The organism is Candidatus Villigracilis affinis (assembly GCF_016705895.1).
Taxonomy (GTDB): domain Bacteria; phylum Chloroflexota; class Anaerolineae; order Anaerolineales; family Villigracilaceae; genus Villigracilis; species Villigracilis affinis.
The window spans coordinates 168,793-189,532 of the sequence record NZ_JADJKT010000004.1; the positions used below are offsets into that span (position 1 = coordinate 168,793).

At 52.0% G+C, this 20,740-nt stretch carries 19 protein-coding genes; 3 read left to right on the forward strand and 16 right to left on the reverse strand.

Translation table 11 applies throughout. The features are described 5' to 3' along the window. The 14 genes from IPI86_RS02155 to IPI86_RS02220 form a co-directional block, all read right to left on the reverse strand. A complete protein-coding gene (locus tag IPI86_RS02155; protein WP_345296335.1) occupies positions 1-705 on the reverse strand; it encodes a lysophospholipid acyltransferase family protein in 705 nt (234 codons plus the stop codon). Further along, positions 696-1,379 carry a (d)CMP kinase gene (gene cmk, locus IPI86_RS02160; RefSeq protein ID WP_345296336.1) on the reverse strand — a complete coding sequence of 228 codons (684 nt, stop codon included), beginning with the start codon at positions 1,377-1,379 and terminating at the stop codon, positions 696-698. Before cmk ends, IPI86_RS02155 begins: the two co-directional genes overlap by 10 nt. 14 nt (positions 1,380-1,393) lie before the next feature. Further along, positions 1,394-3,079, reverse strand: coding sequence for a hypothetical protein (locus IPI86_RS02165; protein WP_345296337.1), 1,686 nt, complete (start codon positions 3,077-3,079; stop codon positions 1,394-1,396). A gap of 47 nt (positions 3,080-3,126) precedes the next feature. Next, on the reverse strand, positions 3,127-7,947 hold the full coding sequence (locus IPI86_RS02170; RefSeq protein ID WP_345296338.1) for a GAF domain-containing protein: 4,821 nt from the start codon (positions 7,945-7,947) through the stop codon (positions 3,127-3,129). Beyond that, positions 7,947-9,674, reverse strand: coding sequence for a sensor domain-containing diguanylate cyclase (locus tag IPI86_RS02175; protein ID WP_345296339.1), 1,728 nt, complete (start codon positions 9,672-9,674; stop codon positions 7,947-7,949). Before IPI86_RS02175 ends, IPI86_RS02170 begins: the two co-directional genes overlap by 1 nt. Positions 9,675-9,883: 209 nt before the next feature. After that, the gene (locus tag IPI86_RS02180) at positions 9,884-11,140 is read right to left on the reverse strand and encodes a crosslink repair DNA glycosylase YcaQ family protein (protein ID WP_345296340.1); all 1,257 of its coding nucleotides are present in this window, start codon (positions 11,138-11,140) and stop codon (positions 9,884-9,886) included. 57 nt (positions 11,141-11,197) lie between these two features. Then, positions 11,198-11,389, reverse strand: a complete 192-nt coding sequence (locus tag IPI86_RS02185; RefSeq protein ID WP_345296341.1) for a hypothetical protein — start codon at positions 11,387-11,389, stop codon at positions 11,198-11,200. Next, entirely contained in the window at positions 11,386-11,814 is a 429-nt protein-coding gene (locus IPI86_RS02190) for a hypothetical protein (RefSeq protein ID WP_345296342.1), read from the reverse strand. The genes IPI86_RS02185 and IPI86_RS02190 overlap by 4 nt, the downstream gene beginning before the upstream one ends. A 72-nt stretch (positions 11,815-11,886) precedes the next feature. Next, positions 11,887-12,663 carry a carbonic anhydrase family protein gene (locus IPI86_RS02195; RefSeq protein ID WP_345296343.1) on the reverse strand — a complete coding sequence of 259 codons (777 nt, stop codon included), beginning with the start codon at positions 12,661-12,663 and terminating at the stop codon, positions 11,887-11,889. A gap of 115 nt (positions 12,664-12,778) precedes the next feature. Beyond that, the gene (locus tag IPI86_RS02200; RefSeq protein ID WP_345296344.1) at positions 12,779-13,240 is read right to left on the reverse strand and encodes a rhodanese-like domain-containing protein; all 462 of its coding nucleotides are present in this window, start codon (positions 13,238-13,240) and stop codon (positions 12,779-12,781) included. A gap of 169 nt (positions 13,241-13,409) precedes the next feature. Further along, complete coding sequence (locus IPI86_RS02205; protein ID WP_345296345.1) at positions 13,410-13,820, reverse strand: STAS domain-containing protein; 411 nt, start codon at positions 13,818-13,820, stop codon at positions 13,410-13,412. A 33-nt stretch (positions 13,821-13,853) separates the two neighbouring features. Further along, positions 13,854-15,131 carry an FAD-binding oxidoreductase gene (locus tag IPI86_RS02210; protein WP_345296346.1) on the reverse strand — a complete coding sequence of 426 codons (1,278 nt, stop codon included), beginning with the start codon at positions 15,129-15,131 and terminating at the stop codon, positions 13,854-13,856. Positions 15,132-15,218: 87 nt separating this feature from the next. Then, complete coding sequence (locus tag IPI86_RS02215; protein WP_345296347.1) at positions 15,219-15,629, reverse strand: STAS domain-containing protein; 411 nt, start codon at positions 15,627-15,629, stop codon at positions 15,219-15,221. Positions 15,630-15,660: 31 nt separating this feature from the next. Further along, on the reverse strand, positions 15,661-16,881 hold the full coding sequence (locus IPI86_RS02220) for a ribonuclease H-like domain-containing protein (RefSeq protein ID WP_345296348.1): 1,221 nt from the start codon (positions 16,879-16,881) through the stop codon (positions 15,661-15,663). A 73-nt stretch (positions 16,882-16,954) separates the two neighbouring features. On the opposite strand from IPI86_RS02220, the gene IPI86_RS02225 reads away from it, so the two are divergent. From IPI86_RS02225 to IPI86_RS02235, 3 genes are all read left to right on the forward strand, one after another. Beyond that, complete coding sequence (locus IPI86_RS02225) at positions 16,955-17,554, forward strand: hypothetical protein (protein WP_345296349.1); 600 nt, start codon at positions 16,955-16,957, stop codon at positions 17,552-17,554. A 54-nt stretch (positions 17,555-17,608) separates the two neighbouring features. Continuing rightward, positions 17,609-17,815: a hypothetical protein gene (locus IPI86_RS02230; RefSeq protein ID WP_345296350.1), complete on the forward strand. Its 207-nt coding sequence runs from the start codon at positions 17,609-17,611 to the stop codon at positions 17,813-17,815. A gap of 214 nt (positions 17,816-18,029) precedes the next feature. Beyond that, positions 18,030-18,803 carry a hypothetical protein gene (locus IPI86_RS02235; RefSeq protein ID WP_345296351.1) on the forward strand — a complete coding sequence of 258 codons (774 nt, stop codon included), beginning with the start codon at positions 18,030-18,032 and terminating at the stop codon, positions 18,801-18,803. Between the two features lie 102 nt (positions 18,804-18,905). Here the strand turns inward: IPI86_RS02235 and IPI86_RS02240 are convergent, their stop codons facing one another. Continuing rightward, positions 18,906-19,784: a GNAT family N-acetyltransferase gene (locus IPI86_RS02240; RefSeq protein WP_345296352.1), complete on the reverse strand. Its 879-nt coding sequence runs from the start codon at positions 19,782-19,784 to the stop codon at positions 18,906-18,908. Between the two features lie 2 nt (positions 19,785-19,786). Continuing rightward, complete coding sequence (locus IPI86_RS02245; RefSeq protein WP_345296353.1) at positions 19,787-20,740, reverse strand: NAD(P)H-binding protein; 954 nt, start codon at positions 20,738-20,740, stop codon at positions 19,787-19,789.

Consider the following 20,740-nt stretch of genomic DNA (forward strand, 5'->3'; position numbering starts at 1 on the left):
TTATGTGGAAATGGCCTGCCCTGTGTAGGCTCCATGATATTCCGGGGGCAGCAGCCCAGCGATGTGACGCATGACCAGGTCGGCGTTTTTTTGCCTCGCCTCGCGGCGTTCCGCGCCTTTTTCATTGATTGCAGGAAAGTGGATCGGTTTTCCGATGCGCATTTCAAGCTGCGGCTTTTCCCCGCGTCCCCGCCAGTATAGCTTTGAGCGCTGCCAGAAGTCATCGGTCGTTCCCACCAGCCCAACGGGGATCACGGGAACCCCGGCATGCTCAATGATGTAACCCACCCCGGGCATGGCAGGACGCATGGCAGGTTCGTGCGAACGTCCGCCTTCAGGAGCGATCACGAGCGGGCGGCCGGTTTTCAGGATCACGAGAATTTTTTCGAGCAGGGTCCGGTCATAAGTCCCGCGATGAACGGGGATGACTCCATATAGGGAGACGATGGTTCCCTGTCCCTTTTTCTCGAAGACATCCGCTGCGCCAATCACTTCGGGCTGTTCCGGCCAAAAGCAGACCACCAGCGGCGGGTCGAAGATCGAAATATGATTCATTGCAATGACATACGGCGTGCCAAGCGGGATATTCTCTTTCCCCGTAACTTTTACACTTCCCAATATCTTGAATAATGTACGAATGCCGAATCGCAGCCAAAGGCGGTTGACTTGAATACGGAATGGGATGCGGTACTCGTTTATTTGCATAAACTCAAAACGTGCGCAAAGACCTGCTCTACATCCAGTTCATCCGAGTCGATGAGGATCGCATCATCGGCGGGGCGCAGCGGGGCAACGGCACGGGTCGAGTCGATGCGGTCGCGTTCGATCACTTTTCTGAGGATCTCATCGTAGTCGGCAGGTTCGCCGCGCGCGATGATCTCATTGTATCTGCGCTTGGAACGTTCCTCTGCGCTGGCATCGAGGTAGATCTTGAGATCGGCATCCGGTAAAACAACAGTGCCGATATCCCGCCCGACCATGACGACTTTTCCGCGCATGCCGATGCGGCGCTGTTGTTCAGATAGAGCCTTGCGTACGTTGGCATAGGCGGAAACCACGGAAACATTTGCATCCACTTCCTCGCCGCGCATATCCCAGGTGACGTCCTTTTCGCCGATGATCACATCACAGGAACGTCCATCATCCTTTGATGGAGGGCGGATATCGATCTGTGCGTTTTGTGCAAGCTGTGTGATCGCAGCCTCATCGCGCAGGTTCATATCGTGTTGCAACGCGATCCAGGTAATGGCGCGGTACATGACGCCGGTATCGAAGAAAAGATAGCCGAGAGAGTCGGCCAGTTTTTTTCCAAGGGTGGATTTGCCCGATGCAGCAGGGCCGTCGAGAGCGATAATGGATGGGGTGGGTTTGTTTGTCATTGTCCTTCTGCTGTTTACGGACTGTTCTGATTGGAGGAGTTTAGAAAGAGATCGTCACGCGCCCAAAGGATGATCGATTCACCGGTCTGCGGTATTTCACGCAGAGTCACCCAGCGGATCCAATCCTGCGGCAGGGTTTCATTCCATAAAAAGGTTTTGCGCCAGGTGAAGTCCTGTCCACGATAGGTGGAAGAAAGCGCGGGGTCGTTTTGAAGCGGGGTCACAACAAGGTAGGGCGCGCTGGAAACATCCAGCGATTCAACGACTTGCACCTGATGCTCACGCAAGGCCCATTCGAGTGCGGGAGAGTCCAACCCGGCGATGACCACGGGCGCCATGTTGTCATTGCCCATGCCCCATTCAGAGAGGTCACTTACACTGGCTTTGAGTAGGTCTGCCTGTATCGGGATGGGAGAAGACCACCAGATCTCCGGGTGATCCAATCCGCGTAGACCGGCTGAGCCAAAAGTTCCACCCAGGCCGAGCGCGCCGAGTACGAGCGCCAATCCCCACACGCCGCCGATGCGAGCCGTGCGGATCGACCAACCCGCCGCCACCAACAGAAGACTGATGACGATCAAAAGAAGGGCGCCTATCAAAAGCCAGAAGCGCATCAGGTATTCACGTGTGCCGCTGGGGATCCAGATCATGCCGGAGAAATCGAGCCAGGCAAACGCCCAGATAAATGCGGTTAGAAAAACAACGCCGATGATCTCGTTACGTTCTTCTGCGAAAATGTGAATATTGCGGGTGAGTTCCAGCGCGGCCAATGCCCACAGAGGCACGAGCGCCCAGGCAATGTCGCTGATCTCGCGCGATGGAATGAAAATGGCAAGCAGCAATGCAACGATGAACCACAGACTCAACGAAATAATGCGTCGGCTTCCGTGCCGCCACCCGCGAATGAGGGCCATGATGGCGAGTAGAATGCCAAGCGGCTGATAAACAACCAGCGAGATCAGAAAACGGGACGCAGGAAAATCTGAGACGGCCGTCCAGCGTGTGAAGAATTCGGGAATGGATGAAAACGCTGCACTGAGTCCATTGGGGACGATGAAGAAGAGTGTGCCAGCCACAAACAAAGTGACGACGAAAGGAACAAGCGCTTCTTTTACATTAACTGTGGCAGGTTCGGCGGGACGATGAGATTGGACTCCCCGATAGATCGCCCATGCAATCGCAATGCCGATGAGCCCCAGCCATACGGAAGGTCCGCTCAGGAGAGCGAAGGCGGTGAAGATGCCCGCGAGATTCAATTTATTTTTATCGAAGCAGCCCAGGGCAATGAGCAGGAACGTGATCGCAAAAATGGGACTCGCCGCCTGACGTGACAGGGCGACCATGCCCGGGTCAAAAGCAATGAAAAGGGCAAGGATCAGGCCCGGGCGGGGTTTGATCCGTTCTGTGAAGAGGATCGGGACAAGGACGAGGAGACTGCCAATTAAGGCTGGCGCAAAACGGGCGAGGAAATTCGTCCCGCTGCCGTAAAGAAAAAAGAGAATCGATGTGGAAAGAATGTAAAAGGGATGCGGGCTAAGCGTTGGTTTTAGACCCTGAGTGATGTGCAGGGCTTGCAAGGCAGGAGCGGCCTCCGAGTCGGTGAGAGGCATGGCGCCGAGTTGAATGGTGCGGACTGCCAGTGCAAGAAGGAACACCAGTGCATACAGCCAGCCCTCGTATTTGAAATGTCGGTAGGTCATGGGCGCAATTGTAATCCATCCAGAAGCTTGAGTCCTGGAGTTCCTTATCATGTATTGGGCGGGCGTTTTTTTGTTTTGCCTGTGGAGGCAGGAGATTCCTTCTTATCGAATATCTCCAGAAATGCGGCGACAATGACCGGGTCGAAATGCTTTCCGCTTTGCTCACGGATGTATTTGAGGGCTTTTTGCTTGGTCCATGCTTTGCGGTAGGGGCGATCAATGGTGACGGCATCCCAAACGTCGATGATGGCGAAGATGCGCGCCACAAGCGGTATCTGCTCGCCTTTCAATCCGCGCGGATAACCTGTGCCGTCCCATTTTTCATGGTGACAGTATGGAATATCCAGCGATTTTCGCAGGTATTTGATCGGCTGAAGCATGTCGTGTGCATAATTTGGATGCTGACGCATGATCTTCCATTCTGCTTCTGTAAGTTTTTCCTCTTTGAGCAGAATTCTGTCTGGAATGCCCATCTTGCCGATATCGTGCAGCAAAGCACCGCGGCGGATATGCAGCATTTGATCGTCATTGATGCCCATTTTTTTGGCGAGTGCAAGAGTCATTTCTGTAACGCGCCTGGTATGGCCTTCGGTCTCTTCATCGCGCAGATCCATCGCGTGTGACCAGCCTTCGATGGTCGTATCGTAGGCGATGATCAATTCGAGGTTGGCGCGCTGCAGGTCGTCGAAAAGTTGGGTTTGATCGATCGTGATGGCTGCCTGCCCGGCGAGAGTTTCAAGAAACCCCAGCCAGTCGGGGCTGGCGTGCAGTGGAGTGCGATGGAATACTTCGAGAACGCCTTTGACCTCACCTTTGGCTATCAACGGAACCCCATAATATTCCAAAAAACTTTCGCTGGATAAAAGGGCCGCACGTGCGAAACCGGCTTCTGCCTCGAATAAATTTGGAATATGGACGACGGTGCGTTCGAGTGCGACCCGCCCGGCGTGGCCTTCGCCAAGACGCAAACGACTTTGCTCAATGCTGCGTGTGCGGAAGCCCTGCCCCGACACATATTCCAGAGTTTGCAGATAGGGATTGAAAAGAAGGATGTCGGCGGCATCCACATTTAGCTGGGTGATGGTTTGGGATATGACCGTATTGAGGATGAGGCGCAGGTCAAAGGAGGATGAGATGGCCCGGTCTATCGCATGCAGAGCCTGCAGCTGATCCACGCGGCGAGAGGTCTGTTCACGCAGACGCGCCGAATGAATGGCACCAGCGGCTTGAGATGCGAACAGGGAAAGCAGATGTTCATCGGCTTCGGTGAATTTCCGTTCAGAATCGCCGATCTCGTCGGCTGTCAGCACGCCAATCAACTCACCGCCGTACAGCATCGGCACTTCGAGAACAGCGCGAATGGGAACACTCTCATATTTTTTCGAGCGGTTTTCCCATTTGGAGTAATCATCTATCCGTAATGGCTGGTGATTTTTTGCCACCCACCCTGCTACGCCTTCGCCGAGGTGCAGACGAACGCCTGTGGACGTGTAGGTTGCAGTGATCACCGATAATTCGAGTTCTTCATTCTCCGGATGATACAGGTAAATGCCACTTGAGTTGGATTTCAACATCTCCTTGGCTTTTTCTACAATATTTTGTAAGAGGACTTCCAGTTCATTCTCTATGGAAAGAGTACTGCTGGTTTCGTACAGCGAAGCGAACTCCCGTGCCCGTTGCGCGGTTTCATTGAACAAGCGCGCATTTTGCAGCGCTAAAGAGGCCTGCCCGGTAAAGGCTTGTAATAATTCGGCGTGTTCTTTTGTGAAGAAATTTGGCTCAATGCTGTCGAGCGAAAAGAGCGCAATAACTTCATTGTTGACGATGATCGGTGCGCCCAGCCACGAGCGGATGAATTCGGATTCTGGAATCCGTACCCAGCCGGGATATTGCCGCACATCTGAAATGAACATGGGTTGTTTATTTTCTATCAACCAGCGCAGGTTTTCAGCGGAGGATATTTCGAAACTGAAGCTTGAAATTTTTTCGATCATTTCCTTATTCAAGACTTTGTATCCATGCATTTTTGCGATGGAGATCTTCTTCTGTTCAGGTTGAATGACCATGATGGTGCCGCCTTCAAAAGGCACAATGCGTTTGATGGTTTCCAGAAGGCGGTCCAGGATGGTTTCAAAATCAAGGCTTGTACTCATGGATGCGCCGGCCTTCAATGCATCGCGCAGGGCATCTGACATTTGGTGTTGATTTCTTTCCGCGTCAAACAGGCGTGCATTCTCGATCGCGCTGGCGGCCTGGTTCGCCAATGTGGCAGCCAGGCGTTCATCCGCTTCACTGAAAGCGTTCGGCTGCTCACTTTCGATGCTGATGACGCCAATGATGCGGTCACCCAGTTTCATGGGTACGTAGAGCCCGGATTGCAGGCCGGGATAGGTATCGATATAGCGTGGATCATGGGGTAGATCATTTGAACGCACCACCTGCTTGTGCTCGACAGCCCAACCGCTCACTCCCTGACCTACACGGGAGATCAGCGTTTGGAATCGCTCGGCTACTTCATGTTGTTCGGCTTCGTCCTTCAAACCCGGCTGATTGAATGCCAGTAGTTCAAGGCTGCCGTCCTGTGGATGCACCAGGCGAACCGTGATGTGGTGCCAGCCCAGTTTTTGTTCCAACAACTCGACGATCTTGGCCCCCAACTCCCTTGGATTCAATAACTGGTTAAGTACAAGTCCGCTTTCGTAGAGCAGTTCCAATTCCACTAACCGTTGACGAGTTTCAGCAAACAAGCTGGCATTTTCGATCACGGTCGTAACCTGTGCGGCCAATGTTTCGAGCAGGACGCGGTGACGTTCATCATAGACGTTGGGCTGATATGACTGCACTGAGATCATGCCGATCGTATCGCGATGTTTTCGCAAAGGCACGGCAAGGATCGAACGCACCGGCGTTGAAGATCCAAAGTGGACGGCAGGTGTGTTGGCTTCCATGTCGTCGTGGATGAACAATGTCTGGCCGTTGGAAATGACCTTTTCACTTAGTCCCTGCCCGTGTGGAATGTGGCGCGATGGGTAGCGCTTTTCCATATCGTACAGGTAAACGGCGTGATAATCGCCGTTCTTTTTATCATCCATAACAATCGTGAATGCGTCGCAAGGCATGATCTGAAGCACTGCCTCGTGCAGGGTGGAATAGATCATGTCCGGGTCAAGATGGACCGAAAGCAGGGACTGGCTGACCTGATGCAGGGTGTTTTGTTCAGCGAGCCACTGATTTACGATCTTTTCCGTCTGTTTGCGTGGGGTGATATCCTGTTTTACCGAAATGAAGTGGGTGATCTCGCCGTTTGCATTTTTCAGCGGAGTAATGGTTTGTTCTTCGTCGTAGAAGCTGCCATCCTTGCGACGGTTGACCATTTCTCCGTGCCAGACCTTGCCGGAGAGAATTGTTTTCCACATATTCTGATAGAAACCCTTGTCATGCTCGCCCGACTTTACAATATCGCGTGGATTTTTGTTCACGGCTTCTTCCAGCGTATACCCGGTTAATGTGCTGAAGGCCGGATTGACCCATTCGATGATGCCATCTATGTTCGTGATGACAATGGCATTGGCGGCGGCATTTAGCACCGAACTTCGCAGATGCAATTCATCTTCCGATTGCCTGCGTAAGATCGCAAACGTCACATGACGGGCAATGGTTTGAGCAAGTTGGATCTCTTCGTTGGTGAACACATGAGGCTCGTTGTAGTAGATCATGAACTTGCCCAGCAGGTGCCCCTGATTGATGAGCGGAATAAAGACCAGGCTCCTTATGTTTTCCTGCTCCAGAGCATTCAGCAAAGCGGTCAGGCTCGGTTCCTTCCGCGCATCGGGTACAGGAAATGGTTGAGGGTCGATCGCTTTGACATCCCAGGGTGAATGACCTTCCACAGCGTTTCGATACTCTTCAGAGATGCCGTGCCACGTCTTGAAACGCATTACGCCATTCTGGTCCAGCAACAGGATGGCTGTGCGATCTGTGAGAAGCATGCTTTGCAGACTGTTCAAGGCAGCTTCGTATATATCCTCCACGGATGAAGTCTGACCGATGATGGCCGTCATTTGATAAAGACTGTTCAGGTTGTTCAATTGACGACGCAGTGCATCCTTGGCCTGTTTGTGTTTCGTAATATCCTGAATGACCCCATGCATTTTTAAAAGATTATTCTGAGAGTCGATTTCCAGTTCACCCAGTCCATGCACCCAACGTTCCGCCTGATCGTTTTTTCGTACGATCCTGTATTCCCTGTCGAAGCGGGTACGTTTGCCTGCGACCTCATTGATAAAGTAATCGCTCATCTCCTGTTGTTGTTCCGGATGGATAAGATTGAGCCACCCTTCGATGGAGTGGTTGTACGACTCATCTATGCCGAATATCTGATCGAGGGCGGCTGAACTTGTCCACGTGCCTGTGTTGAGATCAAGCACATAACTGCCGATGCCGGCAATGGTTTGCGATTCCTTGAGAATCTGCTCGCTTTCATGTAAGGCATTCTGGGCACGCTTTCGTTCGGTGATGTCCTGAGCCATTACCAGTACGGTCTCGATTTTTCCATAATTCAATTTGTGCGTAATGACTGCAACATCGATAACCTCCCCATTTTTTTTGTAATGACGACATTCCCCGGATGGCGGCAGTGAGTCTGTGATGTCTTCATCCTGCATGATGCGAATATCCCTGACGGACAATGCGAGAAATTCGTCGCGGGTGTAACCATATTTTGTCAACGCTGCTTCATTGACGTCGATGATCGCCTGCGTTTTTGAATCATGGATCCACATGGGGACGGGATGATTTTCGAATAACAGGCTGAAACTCTCCTCATCGGAAAAGCGAACAGATTTCCGTGATGGCTTTTGTCCGCTCATCAGGCTGCTCCGTTCACAGATGGATCGTAAATCATGGCGCGGTTACGCCCCGCTTGTTTAACGGCGTATAGTGCCTTATCTGCGCGCTGGACAATATGCTCAACACTTTCGTCAGCTGGTTCATATTGTATTTCCGCAATGCCAATACTCAGCGTGACAGAGACCGTTCCCTTCTCCGATGGCATCTTCATCCCTGCAACGCTGTTGCGAATGCGTTCGGCGATGGGATATGCCTGTTTTGCGCTGGTCTGCGAAAGCAGGATGATGAATTCATCGCCGCCGTAACGGGCAAGGATATCCACCGACCGCATCTGCGCCGCCGTGGCCTGCGCAACCAACGCGAGGATCTTGTCCCCGGCGGAGTGCCCGAGCGTGTCGTTGACCTTTTTGAAATCATCGGTATCGAACATCAAAATGGAAAGCGGACGACGATAGCGCATGGCGATATTAAATTCGCGTGTGGCAAGCTCAAAAAAATAGCGATAGTTGTACAGTCCGGTCAGGCCGTCGGTGCGGGCCAGTTGCTGCTCGCGCAGGAGCACACGTTCAAGTTCCTGGTTCGTTTTTTCGAGAGAGGCCTTTGCACTGCGCAGGGCTTCCTCTGCGTGTTTGCGGGCTGTGACGTCGCGCAGTGTCCCCTCGTGAAAGGTCACATTCCCATGGTCATCGTAACTATAGGAACCACGATCCTCAACCCATATTTCGGAGCCGTCCTTGCGGCGCAGCCTGTAGATGTCCGTTTCCCCATCACCGGTATCCAGTTTATGCGTACCTCTTTCCTCGGCGTCAAAATAAAGCTCGGATTTGATGTCCATTTCCAGCATTTCCTCCTTGCTGGAATAGCCGAACATTCTTACCATGGCCGGGTTTACATCCACGAATTTTCCTTCGTGTGTGCTGCGATAAATTCCATCCATCATTCGGTCGAACAGCGAGCGATAGCGTTCCTCGGATTCCTGCAGGGCCTTGCTTGCCAGTTTGCGCTCGGTGATGTCGCGCACCACCCATAATGTGTTGATGTCATCCATCGGAGAGATGGACGCGGCGAACCATGTCGGCTGGCTGTCAATGGATAGATCGTATTCAATATGTACAGACTGACGGGTCTCCAACACCCGCCTGATCGAGTCAAGAAAAAAAGCGGCTCGTTCAGTGGAAAAGAACTCTCTCAGGTGTTTACCCAGCAATTCGCCTTTGGGCTTGATCAACAGGTCCGAGTTCGTGGGAGCCACCTTGCGATAGATTCCATCGCGGTCGATGACCAGCACCACATCCTGCATCGAAGCGAAAAGGGCCCGCAACTCAACATCCGAGTCGGTTTTGCTTTCCTGAAATTTGGTTTCGGTAATATCCCTTGTCATTACCAGTGCGGCTTTGCGCGTGTTGAAATCGATGATGTGGATTGTGTATTCCACGTCGATGCTCTCCCCATTTTTGCATTTGTGCTGTAACGTTCCAGCATAGTGTGGATCCTGCCCGTTGTTTTTCCCATTGGCAGAGAAAGGCACATCCTCCCCCGTCTGAATCATATCGCGGACCGTTAACGATAAAAACTCATCCCGCGAGTATCGATATTTTTCCAGCGCAGCATTGTTGACTTCCAGAATTTTCAATGTTTGCAGGTCATAAACATACATGGGGGTGGAATGCCCCATGAAAAGCAGGTAAAAGGTTCGCTTTTCATCCTCCGATTTTGTTTTCGATTTTGGATGTATGTTTTGAGTCATCGAATTCATCCTTTTACATTCGATATTCTGTGTTGGCGTGTGGCTGTTATTCTCTGACCTTTGAGGTTTCCCGATTAATACTATACGGATTTACATATTGCGTCAATTCGTATATTTCCCTCTTTTGTATCATAAAGTCACCGCTGGGAAGGATGTCATTTCATGATAAAAACCAACGCAGGCATTTTTAGCCTGCGTTGGTTGCGATTCTATAAGCGGATATTCGCCTTCAGGTAAGCACGCAGTTTGAGCGGCTTGATCGCGCTGACATCCACCTTTTTGGCGCGGACCATGTTTGCGAAGCGGGTTAATCCGTTCGCAAGCGCGCTGGCAAATGCCTCATCTTTTGGCGCATCGTCCTCCAGCCAAAACCCCAAAATGTGGAGCGTGCCGGTTTGGCGGTCCAGCTTCGGGTCGAGACGCGCTACGAGATCGTCGCCGTATAAAATCGGCAGAGTGTAATATCCCCAGCGGCGCTGATGCAGCGGCTTGTATACTTCCCAAAGATATTCAAAATCGAAAACCACTTTGGCCCGTCCGCGTGCGCTGACCATTTCCAACGGGGCGAGGAATGTAACCTCTTCATTTGTGGATGGTCCCAACGGTTTCCATTTTTTGGGAATACGCCCCGCTTCAAGATCAGACAGATGGGACTGGTCGCTGTTTAAAACGAGATATCCGTCCTTTGAGCCTTCCACGCGCAGCCTCGATGCAATGCCTTGTTCGATGAGTTGTTCGATGCGCTTTTTGCCTTCCTCCCGCGAAACATCGCGATGAATGAATCCTGCCAGACCCGTGCGCCATATGCTTTCACGCGCGAGGCCGAGTTGTGCAATGGTCTTGCGGCTGAAAAAATCCTCGGCTTCTGAATCGGGTACGGTGTAATCATATTTTTCAGGCAGGACGCGTTCACGCAGGTCGTAAATGCGGTCAAAGCCTTTGCGGTTGGAGATCATCACTTCACCGATCAGCCACAAATAGAACAGCGCAATCGACTCTTCCTTCCGCCCGCGATAGCTCCAGCTCTTAAGCGCCTCGCCGCTAAAATCGCGGTTTCCCAGCGGGCCGCGTGTACGTATTTCATTCAATACTGAATTTAATAGTTTTGCGGGCGGTTGTTGATACGCTTCGTGATAATAAATGCCCTGCTCTTTGCGGTGTTTCATGTGCAAACGCCAGTATGGGAATTCGCTCATGGGATACATGAACAACCAGCCGCCGTAATCGAAAAAACTGCGCTTTTCATACGCAGCCTGATAAAGATGTTCGAGCTTGAAATCAAGAACACGGCCGAACAGCGCGATCTCCTGACTGCGCGCAACGATGTTGAGCGGGTCGAGTTGAATGCCTTCCATTTGCTGAATGGCGGAAGTGGTGCCAGCCAGCCCTTTGAACCGTCGGCCGGGCCAAAGCCCTTGTTGGCCGAGCAGGAATCGGCGGAATGTGATGCGGGAAATTGTATCCATAAAAAAATAACCGAGGATATAAGTCCTCGGTCTCCGTTCGTTGTTGAATCTATTTATTTAGTCATCGCCCAGTGAAGCGATGGCGCGCAGCAGGCCAAAGACCAGCACGCCGAGTTTGAGTCCTTCGCCGCTGGTGAGGGCGGTTTCGCGTTCGTTCTTCTCCGCGCGGCGGGTGAGAAGTATGGCGGCAACGAGGCCGGTGACTGCGCCGATCAATGTGCCAAACAAAATGGTTCTGCTGTTGTTCATGGGGTGCTGATCCTTCCAAGAAATGCTTTTATATTTTCGATGAGATCGTTGATGGCAAGGATGGGTTTTGCGGCCATGTCTGCGCCGCGGATGATGTAGCCGCGTGCCTTGTAGGCATAATCCTGTGCAATGCCGGTGTAGTGTGGCAATGCGCCCAGTGCACGAGCCATCAGGTAAATGCCGCCAATGAGCAAGGCAAGTACGATTAACCCTGCAAGCAAAATGGGGATGATGATCCAGATGGTGGAAATGGCGGCCCAGCGTCCCACATCGCCGTCCGATTTGAAGGTGGCGAACGAGATCAGAACGACCATGCCGATCATCAACAGTGCAGACAGTATGACAGGCAGGATAACTTGTGTATTGCGCTGTTTACGGTGCACCAGATATGAATAGTGTTCCGGGTGTGGGAGTTGGGCTTTCATTGCTTATATTTTAGCATAGTGGCAATTTTTTTACTTAACAGATGCCGTGAAAGAGGTGTGACACACTTCGATTTATGGCGTGCTGTCTTCAAGCGGCGTGCGGTTATTGAGTTCCTGCACCGGGCGGTTGTTGCCTTCGAATAACCCTGCCAGTTTTTCCAATTGCGCTGCAGAGATTTCAACCGGGGTGGTCATCACCAGCCAGCTCACACCTTCGGAGCAGGGCGGGGTGGTGAGAGAGCCGCTATAGCGGAAGGTGGTTTGTACCACAGGCAGAAGATCAGAGGCGTTGATCTTGATGCCGGTATCTTTGGCATCCGATTTTTCGGCGGGCAGATTATTGACGAATGGATCAAAGGCCGTATTCTCTGCACCCTCTTCCAGCAGAATGCCAACGACTGCGAGTTTTCCTTCTGCGTTTTTGTGGACGATATGGATCTCCGCGGCGAATGATCTTCCGTCCACACTGTGCTCGCTGGGAGCGTGATAGTGGAATTGCGCCACGTCATAGCGGGTGCCGTCCAATTCGATGTAGCTGCCCGCATCGTAATTCACTTGAACAGTGTGCCCGTTGTTCAAAATGCTCATGTCGCTGGGTTGATAATGGAATGAAATATTCGAGAGGTCTTTCTCTGCGGGTGCGGAAATATCGATCGGTGATTGACTCGCACCTGTGCCGCAGACTGCATAGGCTGGGTCGATCTCGCCCCAATGCTCGGGACCTTCCTCGCCTTCATATGTCCAGTGTGGCGCTTCAACGGGATGCGGCTCTTCTACTTGATACCCACATGCGCCCAAGGTGAGGGCTGTGATGATCAGCAACGATAAGATCAATGACCTGTTCTTCATGTTCAATTCTCCTTTTAATAAAGTTGTGAAGTCGATAGGGTCCAATTATCCATCCCATTTGTCTTTGTGGACAATACAAAAATGAAAACTCCCTTTTGCAAGGGAGTTTGTTTTTCTACTGGGCTGGCGCGCCTTCGATCGGATATCCTTTGGCGTACCATTCTTTTAATCCACCGGTCATGCTGGTGGCGTTGTATCCTGCCGCGAGCAGGATATCGCGTCCCTGCTGGCTGCGATTTCCCGAACGGCAGACCACCAGAATTTCACGATCCTTTGGGATCTCAGCCAGGCGGTTTTGCAATTGATCGAGGGGGATCAGCGTGGTGTTCGGCGCATGGTATTCGTCCCACTCCTCCTGTGTACGCACGTCCACGACGAATACGCCGCTTTGGTACATCTGATAAGCCTGGTCTGTGTTGACTTCACGTGCCAATCCCTGATTGCCCTGTCCGGATAATGCGATCAGAACGATCACAATGATGGCGACCGCCACCACGGTCAGTTGACCGGCGGGCTTGCGTAAAAAAGCGGAGAGTCCGCTGCGGGTGGTTGTATTTCGATTTCTCTTTTTTGACATATGCCCTCACAAAATGATTGGTTTCTTTCGTTTTCTGGACGCAAACCTTGCGGATGGTCTTACACGATTAGAGGATGGATTTGTATAAAAAATGTTTTCCTCCTTCTTTGGTCTTGATTGGCCGAGAAGGAGGAAATATTTGTGTTTTGTATGCTTTACATGATTTCAGTTAGTAAGATTTGACCGCAGTTTCAAGGTCGGAATAAACATCAAAGAATTGTTTCAAGCCGACCACATCCAATACCTGCTCTACATCTGGCTGTGGACCGTATAACTTCACATGCTGGCGCACAGCCCCATCGCGTTCTGCATTGATCGCACGAAAGGATGGACGGCCTGTTTCTTTTGAATACATCGATTGGCCCGCAAAGATCAACACCACGGTGTGCAATGACATCAGCCCGGCGCTGCTTACGTAGGGAACTCCGCTCAAGTCAATGAGCACATCGCGAGTCCCGCCAGCATACAGCTCCTGTGCCTTTTCGATGACTTCGATATAGTTGGATGCATCCAGATTGCCGGAGAGATGCATGATGGTTACGGAAACGCGCCATTCCTGTTTGGTGATTCTAATTTGCATGGGATTCTCCTGGGTCAAAGGGCTGAATGCATTTTACCTGAAATTGAATTCCTCATAATGAATGTTGTCCGAAGGAACTTTCATTTCGATGAACTTCGTTTCGAAGGCCTGTACCATGGGCAGCGGACCGCACATGTAAATATGATGTTGGCTGATATTTCCGCCTGCATTTTTTGCGATCTCATCCACGCTCAATGAACCGTCTGTGGATGAAAAGCGGATGTACGCCTTCAAGCGCGGATATTTTTTCGCGGCTTCCTGAATTTCCTCCACGAAGATGGCTTCTTCGCGGTGTCTCACAGTGTAGTAAAAATCCACATCGAAGGCAGGGTCAGTTTTCAGGTCCCGAATGAACGAGAGAAATGGCGTAACGCCGATCCCGCCTGCAACCCATATCTGCCTGGGCCCGCTGCTCTTGTAATCGAACATCCCATAGGGGCCTTCGATGGTGGCTTCTGTGCCAGCCTTCAAATTCGCAAAAAGATGACGGGTGAAATCTCCGCAGGCTTTGATGGTGACTCGCAGGACGTTTTCATGCGGCGCGCTGGAAATGGTGAAGGGATGCGATTCATCCAACCCGCTGCCTGCGAAACGCACGAAAAGAAATTGCCCCGCCTTTTGATTTTTAATGGGATCCTTTTTGGCGCGCAGCACAACTTCGGTGGTGGAATTATTTGGATGATTGGCCGCTTCGACAGTATAAGGAAGATATTTTTTAAAGAACCTGCCGAAGACTTCTGTATAAAGATAGGAAAGTGTGCCGAGGATGAAGAAGTTCTGGGTCCAGGTGATGGCAACCTTGGCGCTGGGCGCATTGACAGTCAATGAATGAACAAAGCCGAGAATAAAAAAGATACCGATAAAACGATGTAGTTTTTTCCAGCCTTCATAGGTTTGGCCGGTGAGTTTGTTCAAAAATGGAATGCGGGGAGCGAGGGTTGGCAAAACGATGGCAACGATTCCCAGAAAGGCAGTCATGGCCAGGTAATTGCCAACACGCAAATTGACGAGCGTGATCGGCACGGTCAGCAGATGTACGAACATCAACAGGAACGCACTGGTGGATGTATGACGATGGGTCATGTACATCTTGTCCAGCCCGCCGAAGAAGGGCTCGGCCCATTTCGGGCGTGTGGAAATGAACAACGAAAAAGACATCAGCACGATCACCAGCGAGCCGAGTACTTCCCCGGCATAGGCGCGCTCATAATGTTCAGCCCCTTCCCTTACAGGCGGAAAGATGAGCCAGATGAGGGCGGTTAATACAACAAGAATGATAAGGGTAAGGTTGCCAATATTTTTCTTTTTCATGCTGCCTCGGTTTTTAAATTGCCCAACATCGCTCTGAATCAACAGCGATGCAGTTGGACGCTGCATCGCTGAAGGAAAACTTGAAAACTAAAAAGAATCGATCGCCTTTTGCCTGTCGGTGAAGGTCTCGAAGAAGGCGGCAAAGCCGACCATATCCAGCACGCTGGTGATCTCGGGGCGCGGGTTGAGCAGCTTGAGATTCTTCTGCAGGCCGCCGTCACGGGTGCGATCCATCGATTTCAGCGTGGACCAGCCATGCTCAAGATCGGGCAGTTCCTCACCGCGTGTCATCAACGCAATGGTATGCAGGGAAACCAAACCGGCGCTGGAGATGTAGGTCAACTCGCCGAGGTCGAGCAGGATGTTTCGCGAACCGGCTTCAACAATTTCGCGAGCCTTCGATATCAAAGATTCATACGTCTGCCCGTCCAGGTGTCCTGTCAGTTTTATGACGGAAACAGAGATGCGGCCTTGCTCTTGTGAAACAGTAATTTCCATTTGAATACTCCTTTCAATAAACGATACCCGATTATAAACCTGCTTTGCGCTCCAAACGTTCCAGCCGATGATCTATTTCAGCGAGCCAGTGCTTGCGGATGTAGGCAGGCAGGTCGGCACGTTCCACTTCCTTGCGTGCTGACTTTGCCCATTTGATCGAGGTCTTTGCATCGCGCATTTTATGCTCGTAATGTTTTGCCAGTTCGATGTGGGCATAGATATGACCGCGCTCCGCAGCCTGCTCCCACAACCTGAGGGCTTGATCGACGTCACCGCGTTTTTTTTGCAGGATGGACAACCGCTTCACTGCCACGCCGAAATCTGATTCGTTTAACCCAAACTCGAGTCCACGCTCGAACAGACGGGCGGCTTCATCCCAGTGGCCGAGGTCTTCGAATAATTTGCCGAGTGCGATGAAATCGAGTCCGTGCTCCACGCGGCCGTTGTATGGGTCGGCAAGCAACTCGCTGACGTGCGCCAGCAGCGCCGCCATCGCAACCACGTCCATGGCGTTGTGATAGAACACGCCCGCCATTGGGCTGGCATTGCCTGTGCGCAGGTAATCAAAATACAGCCAGGGGATCTCATAGCCTGGCACTTCTTCGGAGGTGCGCGTAAAGCCAAGTACATGCTCTTCGAGATATTTCAATGCGCGTGAGGGGAGTCTGTCGCGCCACAACCGCCGCGCAAGCGGCAGCAGATCGAGATGCGGGTAATTCTTGAATGGAACGGGAATGCGATGCAATGAATAGCGAGTGACGAGCAGCGGTGCATCGAAGGATTTTCCATTGAAAGTCACCAGCGCTTCACACGGCGCGAGAAAATGGATCAACGCTTCGAGCATGGCAGGTTCTTCGGATGGGTCGCGCAAAAAGAATTGCTGCAAAACGAACCTGCCCTCTACAAATCGTCCTGCACCGATGAGGAAGGCATATGTCCCTGTGCCGCCCGCCATGCCTGAGGTTTCGGTATCGAGAAAGGCGAACTTATTGATCGGCAGTTCCGCGATGCGCGGGTCGTTCGCCCATTTGGAAATGATGGAAAGCGGAAAAGAGGAAGCGTACGATGTTTTTCCGTGCAGGTAATCTTCGCTGAAAGTTTGCTCTGCAACGAATGCCTCGCCGTACGGGGTCGTGAAAAATGTCCCAGCCACGACCGAGTCAATAGACTGGCTGGCAGGCTTGGGCGCGGGGAGATCCGCTGTGCCCGTCTTCACACCGAGCGATTTGAGTTTATCCGCAAGCGATGACATGGATGTATTGTATCCATGACTCAGCACTTTGCCAAATCAATCTATAATCAAAAAAGATCAAGGAGAAATAATCATGCAAGGTGAACAATCGAAAATTGACTGGAGTTATTCAGGCATGCCCGACGGATTTTTTGGCACGGGCGCAACCGTTGCGGAACAAACCATCGTTTGGGTTTTCGGCCTGCTCGGCACAGCCATTCTCGGCTGGGTGGTGTGGACGCATTCCATTCCGTGGGCGTGGTGGCAATTTGCGGTTGCCGCCCTGCTTGCGTTGGATGTGCTCGGCGGTGTGGTGGCGAATGCGTTGAATAGCTGCAAACGGTTTTATCATTCGCCCGTCAAACCTGAGGAAACCGGGTTTACCGGCCTCGCGAAGAATCATTTTGCGTTTACTGCTTTTCACGTCCATACTGTGATCGTCGGCGTTTTGTTCGGAAAACTGGATTTTGGGTATGGATTTTTTTGGTATTTTGCCCTGCTCGTTTCCACGGTGGTTGTTTTACGGCTTCCGCTTTACTTGCGGAGGCCCGCCGCGCTGGGGATCATCATGCTGGCGGTGCTGGTAAATTTATATATCTTCCACCCTGTGATCGGTTTCGAGTGGCTTGTGCCCGCCCTGTTTTTGAAGATCGTGTATGGTCATGTTGTTCAGGAGGAGCCGTATCGAGGATAGGGGTGCTATAATGATTTCAACAAATCAATCCTACCCCCATGAAAGGATGTACCTTTGGTAAAAGTCAACTATCAATTCGAGAAACGTAAAAAAGAAATGGACAAGAAACGCAAGAAAGAGCAGAAGTTGCGGCTCAAACAGCAGAAAAAGAACAACCCGTCTGGCGGAACTTCGACCGAAACGCAGGATGATGTGATTATTGAGACTTCATCGGATGCCGTGCCCGTGCACCCGCCTGTTGAACCTGTGGATAAAAAATAAAAATACCGAGATGTGATTGGTCTCCAGTGGGCAGGCCAAAGGAAGTATGAGAAAGAAGAGGAGGAGATGGATTTCCATCTCCTCCTATCATTTACGTAATTTTGGGGAAATCATAAACTTGCAATGAATCTCTCTTGACATTTTAGAACACTTGTTCTATATTAGGGGCAGTTGGCCTCGCCTGGTGCAGGGCTCCAAAAAAAGGAGAATTCCCATGAACCGTTCCCTTAATCTTCAATTGAAACTGCTTCCCTTTCTGAAAAGCGCATCCCTCAAACGCGGCGCGATCTTCGGCAGCATTCTTATCAGCGCCCTGCTTGCCTTTGAGTTGTTCAATTTCGGTACGACATCCTTCGCCTTGCAGGACGTGCTTGGCAATTTGAAATTCGCTGGTATTCAATGGTCTGCCATCCTCGCCTTTGCCTTTTGCGGAATCGACTTTGCCGGTATTGCCCGCATCTTTACCCCCGAACAGGGTCGTGACGAACCCACAGAGGTTTGGTATCTCTTCGGCGCGTGGCTGCTGGCGGCTGGCTTCAATGCCATGCTCACCTGGTGGGGCGTTTCGGTGGCGATCCTCAATCACAACGCTGAAGGCGGCTCATTGGTCGGACAGGCGGTGATGATGAAAGCCGTACCCATCTTTGTAGCTGTGATGGTCTGGTTGATCCGTGTGCTGATCATTGGCACTTTCTCCATCGCTGGAGAGCGTCTCTTCTCGCTGGCTGAATCGAACGCACGACCCGCCGCCAGTGCATATCAAAATAATTCGCCGCGTCCTGCCGCTTCATCGCAGCCTGTGTATCGCCCCGCAGCGATGGGCGCAAGTTCAAACAATCAAAATTATCCGCGTCCTGCACCCAAGCCGCGACCCGCTCCAGTGTCGCCGAACTATGGCGTCAACCGTCCCGAACCCACCTATCACCCCATTGGCATGACCGCGATGGGACATAGCGAAGGCAGCAATTCCCAATCTGTGCGGAGGTAGAAAACAAACCGTTTCTGCATAATCAACTGATACTCTCCCCATCCAACCGCTGAGGCGCCCGTAAGGGCGCCTCATGCGTTAACCCAACAGTGCGATGCACTGCTACTCGAATTCGTCCAATGTGCTTTCGCCGTGCGTGAGGATGTAGAGTCCGCGCGGGTTGCCGTTGTTTGGGTCGAAGACAAAATCGGTAACGATGAAATTCTTTTCGAAGGCGGTTTCGAATAATTCGCGGGTAAAGAATCGCCAGTCGCGGGCGAGGGCGAAATCTTGTGATTTGAGGGCGGTAAAGTCGCTGGGGATCTCGGCGAGCAGCAGACGATCTTCAAAGGCTGGGACATGCTCGGGCGGCTGGGACAGGCCATCGGTCGAAGTGCGAAGCGGATAGAACGGGTGCAATCCCGAGCTGGCAACGTGAGTCAGCTTGAGGGTGGGACGCGGCCGTTTGCTGAGTCTTCTTTCCACACGCGGGGTGTTGATCCACCAATCCACTTGAAAGCGGTCGGAGGGCAGGCCTGCGTTGAGCCCATCGCGCATATCGCCATATTCAGAGCGGCGATAGGTGATGCAGACCGCGCCGAGTTTTGCGATGTTGAGATAAGCGTTGCGGCTGAGCAGGGGATCGTACGTCCAGGTGACATGGTCGAGGCCCTGATGACGAACCATCTGCCATTGCGCGCGTTTGAGCGCAAAACCAACCCCGTCATCGCGGTGATCGGAATGAATGCCCATCATGTGTGAACAATGTTTCGGGCGTGGACCATCGGCAGTGGCTTCAAGGCCGGGAAAGCCAAACACAAACCCGACGATCTTTTCCTCGATGAATGCGCCAAGCACAAGCCCGCCATTATGAACGGCGGTGATGAGCATATGCAATGGCACCACATCGGTTTCGGAGCCGGGCCACACATTGCGCTGTAATTCCTCCACGAGGCGCATTTCTTCGGGTGTTTCGATCAGGCGAATGTTGAAGTTTTTCATGGTTATCGTGGGCGGAGCGCCGCAATTCTTTCAGTAAGGGTATTCCATGCGCGTTGATACCACGGCTTATGAATGAGGTAATCAAGGCGGTAGGTAAAACGCGCGGGCATGAGTCCGAACACGCGCGGCATCGAATCCACGGCGCAGGTGCGGTTGACGGCGAAATAATCGAGCCAGAAAGATGAAATGGGGAAGTTGGGAATCACGCCATCGAGAAATACGGTGATCGCACGCAGTGTGATCGGTGAAAGCGGCACGAGAACGCGCCGCCTGTGAGTCACATCCATGATAGTTTCGATGATCTGTTGCAGCGTGAAAAATTCACTGCCGCCGAGTTCATACACCCTGTTGAGTGTGTTTTCATTTTCAAGCGACCACAAAATGCACGTCGCCAGATCTTCCACCCACACAGGCTGCACCACGGTCCGCCCGCCGGATTGGATCGGGAATATACCCACAGATGCGCGGATCAACCTTGAAAGATTGTTCGTGAAATGGTCTTCAGGTCCATACACAAGTGAAGAGCGCAGGATCGTATACGGAACCCTCCCATTGCGGATATGCTCCTCGGCGATGCCTTTTGCCCTGAATGCGGGATAACCCGATGAACGTGCCGCGCCGATATGACTGAGATACACGATTCGATCCACGCCCGCATCTGATGCTGCTTCGACGATATTCTCGGTGCCTTGAATATCGGCAGTTAAAAGATTGCCGCGGCTGCCCTGATTTTCTGCGCTGGCAAGGTGGATGACGGCTTCCACGTCACGCATGGCTGCGCGCAGACCGCGTTTATCGGCAAGGCTCACCACCGCCACTTCCACGGGCACGCCTTTTGGCAGGTTCGGCGTCCGCGGCGAAGGGCGGATCAATGCCCGCAGCGGATATCCAATGGAAGAGAGCTGACGCACCAGCGTACGACCAATAAAACCAGTGGCGCCTGTGATGAGAATCAT

Excerpts from the sequence above, each read along its gene's own strand:
- IPI86_RS02210 (WP_345296346.1), bottom strand. The coding sequence starts at position 15,131 with ATGAAAAAGAAAAATATTGGCAACCTTACCCTTATCATTCTTGTTGTA.
- IPI86_RS02170 (WP_345296338.1), bottom strand. The coding sequence starts at position 7,947 with ATGAGCGGACAAAAGCCATCACGGAAATCTGTTCGCTTTTCCGATGAG.
- IPI86_RS02225 (WP_345296349.1), top strand. The coding sequence starts at position 16,955 with ATGCAAGGTGAACAATCGAAAATTGACTGGAGTTATTCAGGCATGCCC.
- IPI86_RS02180 (WP_345296340.1), bottom strand. The coding sequence starts at position 11,140 with ATGGATACAATTTCCCGCATCACATTCCGCCGATTCCTGCTCGGCCAA.
- IPI86_RS02195 (WP_345296343.1), bottom strand. The coding sequence starts at position 12,663 with ATGAAGAACAGGTCATTGATCTTATCGTTGCTGATCATCACAGCCCTC.
- cmk (WP_345296336.1), bottom strand. The coding sequence starts at position 1,379 with ATGACAAACAAACCCACCCCATCCATTATCGCTCTCGACGGCCCTGCT.
- IPI86_RS02185 (WP_345296341.1), bottom strand. The coding sequence starts at position 11,389 with ATGAACAACAGCAGAACCATTTTGTTTGGCACATTGATCGGCGCAGTC.
- IPI86_RS02155 (WP_345296335.1), bottom strand. The coding sequence starts at position 705 with ATGCAAATAAACGAGTACCGCATCCCATTCCGTATTCAAGTCAACCGC.
- IPI86_RS02245 (WP_345296353.1), bottom strand. The coding sequence starts at position 20,740 with ATGATTCTCATCACAGGCGCCACTGGTTTTATTGGTCGTACGCTGGTG.
- IPI86_RS02240 (WP_345296352.1), bottom strand. The coding sequence starts at position 19,784 with ATGAAAAACTTCAACATTCGCCTGATCGAAACACCCGAAGAAATGCGC.
- IPI86_RS02200 (WP_345296344.1), bottom strand. The coding sequence starts at position 13,240 with ATGTCAAAAAAGAGAAATCGAAATACAACCACCCGCAGCGGACTCTCC.
- IPI86_RS02165 (WP_345296337.1), bottom strand. The coding sequence starts at position 3,079 with ATGACCTACCGACATTTCAAATACGAGGGCTGGCTGTATGCACTGGTG.
- IPI86_RS02220 (WP_345296348.1), bottom strand. The coding sequence starts at position 16,881 with ATGTCATCGCTTGCGGATAAACTCAAATCGCTCGGTGTGAAGACGGGC.
- IPI86_RS02175 (WP_345296339.1), bottom strand. The coding sequence starts at position 9,674 with ATGACTCAAAACATACATCCAAAATCGAAAACAAAATCGGAGGATGAA.
- IPI86_RS02235 (WP_345296351.1), top strand. The coding sequence starts at position 18,030 with ATGAACCGTTCCCTTAATCTTCAATTGAAACTGCTTCCCTTTCTGAAA.
- IPI86_RS02205 (WP_345296345.1), bottom strand. The coding sequence starts at position 13,820 with ATGCAAATTAGAATCACCAAACAGGAATGGCGCGTTTCCGTAACCATC.
- IPI86_RS02215 (WP_345296347.1), bottom strand. The coding sequence starts at position 15,629 with ATGGAAATTACTGTTTCACAAGAGCAAGGCCGCATCTCTGTTTCCGTC.
- IPI86_RS02190 (WP_345296342.1), bottom strand. The coding sequence starts at position 11,814 with ATGAAAGCCCAACTCCCACACCCGGAACACTATTCATATCTGGTGCAC.